1 protein-coding gene and 1 pseudogene are annotated in these 3,904 nt (G+C 33.5%); both read left to right on the forward strand.

All coding sequences use genetic code 11. The annotated features are described in order from the left end of the window. Window positions 1–529, forward strand: a pseudogene (locus tag LF845_RS11630) (TrlF family ATPase); the annotation flags it as partial. 12 nt (window positions 530–541) lie between these two features. After that, window positions 542–3,715, forward strand: a complete 3,174-nt coding sequence (locus LF845_RS11635) for a type I restriction endonuclease subunit R (RefSeq protein WP_242821182.1) — start codon at window positions 542–544, stop codon at window positions 3,713–3,715. Window positions 3,716–3,904 lie beyond the last annotated feature (189 nt).

Raw genomic sequence — 3,904 nt, forward strand, 5'->3', positions numbered from 1 at the left:
TAAAAAACAATACAATGATAATATTAAGGAAGTTATACAAAAACTAATAAAAGATTGGTTTATAATAAATTATTCAGTTACTTATGATGGAGACAAAATTTCTGATATGTCTCAAGGTAAAAAATCTTTTGTTTTATTAAGATTGATTATTGAACTAGATAATAGTAAATGTCCATTATTAATAGATCAACCAGAAGATGATTTAGATAACAGATCAATTTATAATGAAATAGTAAAGTTTTTAAAAGAAAAGAAAAAAGAAAGACAAATAATAATTGTTACTCATAATGCAAATTTAGCAGTTGCTACAGATGCAGAATGTATAATTGTAGCTAACCAAAATGGAGAAAAAACAAAAAATAAAAAATTTAAATTTGAATATGTTCAAGGTTCTTTGGAAAATACTTTTATTAAAGATGAAATAAATGAGATTTTATATAAACAAGGTATTAAAGAACATGTCTGTGATATTTTAGAAGGAGGAGAACAGGCATTTGAAAAAAGAAAAAATAAATATAACTTTAAATGAAATGGATTGACAATGCCTAAACTAACCGAATCAGCCATTGAAGACCTTGCCATAGACCTCTTAAAAAATCAAGGCTATGATTATCTTTTTGGTGGAGACATTGCACCAGACGGGGAGAATCCACTGAGAAAATCATTTGAAGATGTGATTTTATTCGATAGGTTAAAAGCTGCTTTAGAAAGGATAAACACAAACATACCTCAGAATGCAATAGATGATGCTATAAAACAACTAACACAAATCCACACACCAGATTTAATAGCAAATAACGAAATATTCCACAGAATGCTAACGGAAGGAATAAAAGTTTCATATCAAAAAGATGGGATTGAGCGAGGGGATATTGTATGGCTTGTTGATTTTAAAAATCCTGAGAATAACGATTTTTTGGTAGTTAACCAGTTTACAGTTATAGAAAATCATAAAAATAAAAGGCCTGATATCGTGATTTTTATAAACGGCCTGCCGCTTGTTGTAATGGAGATTAAAAATCCGGCAGATGAAAATGCCACCATAAAATCAGCCTATAACCAGCTTCAAACCTATAAGCAAACAATTCCTTCACTTTTTATATACAATGAGATTTTGATAATTTCAGATGGGCTTGAAGCAAAGATGGGAAGTTTGTCTGCGGGATACGACAGGTTTATGTATTGGAAAACTGAAGATGGGAAAAAGGAAGCATCACACCTTGTAAGCCAGCTTGAAACTTTGATAAAGGGACTTTTAAACAAAGAAACGCTTGTTGATTATATCAGATATTTCATTCTGTTTGAAAAAGCTAAGAAAGAAGATGAAAATGGACAAACAATTGTTCAAACGACAAAGAAAATAGCAGGCTATCATCAATACTATGCAGTAAATAAGGCAGTAGATTCAACAATCAGAGCTATAGGTAAAAACACAATTTTTGTAAAAGAATCCCCTTTGGCCTATGGTCTACCTGACGTAGCACAACAGACAGAGGGGGATAAAAAAGCTGGGGTTGTCTGGCATACACAAGGCTCAGGCAAATCACTTTCTATGCTTTTTTATTCAGGAAAAACAATACAGACAATCAATAACCCAACAATTGTTGTTATAACTGATAGAAATGACCTTGACGACCAGCTTTTTGATACTTTTGCATCAGCAACGCAAATTTTAAGACAGGAGCCGGTTCAGGCTACAAGCAGAGAGCACCTGAAAGAGCTTTTAAAGGTAGAAGCCGGTGGGGTTGTTTTTTCGACAATTCATAAGTTTTGGCCGGAAGAAGGTAATACTTATGAAACTCTGTCTAATCGAAATAATATTATCATCATTGTTGATGAAGCACACAGGACACAATACGGATTTAGAGCTAAAGTTGATAAAAAAACCGGAGATTTGAAATATGGCTTTGCCAAATATTTAAGAGATGCCCTTCCAAATGCGACTTATATTGCCTTTACAGGCACACCTATTGAGAAGACCGACAGAAATACCCCTGCAGTTTTTGGAAATTACATTGATATTTATGATATAGCAAATGCTGTGGAAGATGGTGCGACAGTCCCTATTTATTATGAGAGCAGGCTCGTAAAAATTAACTTAACAGAAGAAGGTAAAAAACTCATAGAAGAATATGAAGAAGAATTAGACGAAAAAGGATTATCAGAGATAGAAAGTACTAAGACTAAATGGGCAAAACTTGAGGCATTAGTAGGAGCTGAGCCGAGAATAAAAGAGATAGCAAAAGATATTGTGAGTCATTTTGAGAGTCGTCTTGAAGTTATGGATGGAAAAGGGATGATTGTCACCATGACTCGCAAAATTGCTGCAAATCTTTATGAAGAAATTATAAATTTGCGTCCCGAATGGCACAATCAAGAATTGAAAAAAGGAAAAATAAAAGTAGTAATGACAGCCTCATCTTCTGATGAGCCTGAAATCTCTAAATTTTACTTAACAAAAGAAGAAAGAAGGACACTTTCTGATAGATTCAAAGACCCTGAAGATGAGCTAAAGCTTGTAATTGTTGTAGATATGTGGCTGACTGGCTTTGATGTGCCTTGCCTTCATACTATGTATATTGATAAGCCAATGAAAGGGCATACATTAATGCAGGCAATTGCAAGGGTAAATAGAGTGTATAAGGACAAAACAGGCGGGCTTATTGTTGACTTTATTGGCATAGCTTCTGATTTAAAGGCAGCACTCTCTTTTTACGCAGAAAGCGGAGGAAAAGGTGACCCTGCTAAGCTTCAAGATGAGGCTGTAAAAATATTGCTTGAAAAATTAGAAGTCGTTAGAGATATGTTTTATGGTTTTGACTATAAAAGATATTTTGATACTGATACTTCACAAAAGTTAAATATTATTCTTGAAGCAGAAGATTTTATACTCAGTATTGAAAATGGGAAAAAGAGATACATAGATGCCGTTACAGCACTATCAAAAGCATTTTCAATAGCAGTGCCTCATCCTGCGGCAATGGAAATAAAAGAGGAAGTAGCATTTTTACAGGCTGTTAAATCAAGACTTATAAAATTTGATACCGGTATAGATAGGACAATTGACTATGAGACAGCGGTAAAGCAGATTATTGACAAAGCTCTATCATCAAATGGTATAGTTGATATCTTTGATGCAGCAGGACTTAAAAAACCTGACATTTCAATTTTATCAGATGAATTTTTGGAAGAGATAAAAGAAATGAAACATAAAAATCTGGCGATTGAAACTTTAAAAAAACTTATAAATGATGAAATAAAAAGTCGAATTAAAGTAAATTTTGTAAAAAGCAAAACTCTCATGCAGTCATTGGAAGAATTAATTAGAAAATATAACAACAAACTTCTAACAGCAGCCGAAGTTATAAATGAACTTATAGACCTTGCAAAAGAGATAAAAGAGAGTGATAAAAAGCCAGAAGAGATGGGGCTGACAGATTACGAATACGCTTTTTACTGTGCCGTTGCAGACAATGAAAGTGCAAGAGAGCTGATGGGGAAAGAGAAACTAAAAGAGCTTGCCGCAGTTTTATTTCAAAAAGTAAAAGAAAATACAACAATAGACTGGACTATAAGAGAAAGTGCAAGAGCAAAACTAAAAGTAATCATTAAAAGAACCTTAAAACATTACGGTTACCCACCAGATATGCAGCAACTTGCCACCGAAACTGTCTTAAAACAGGCTGAGCTTATTGCAAATGAATTAATTTATTAGATGACGGTTTTCTATCAGCCGCTACCTCTGCATAACCCGCCTGCTCTGCCTGAGGATCATGTATAAATGGTATGTTTAAATGTAACAATTTTGTAAGTGCCTACCCTTTTATGGGCCTCTTTTATTTGCTTTTATTTTTTGGGAATTAGATAGAAATTCAACTGTTGCAAATTTTGCAACAGCTGAAAG

Source organism: Deferrivibrio essentukiensis, assembly GCF_020480685.1.
In the GTDB taxonomy this organism is placed as follows: domain Bacteria; phylum Chrysiogenota; class Deferribacteres; order Deferribacterales; family Deferrivibrionaceae; genus Deferrivibrio; species Deferrivibrio essentukiensis.

Excerpts from the sequence above, each read along its gene's own strand:
- LF845_RS11635 (WP_242821182.1), top strand. The coding sequence starts at position 542 with ATGCCTAAACTAACCGAATCAGCCATTGAAGACCTTGCCATAGACCTC.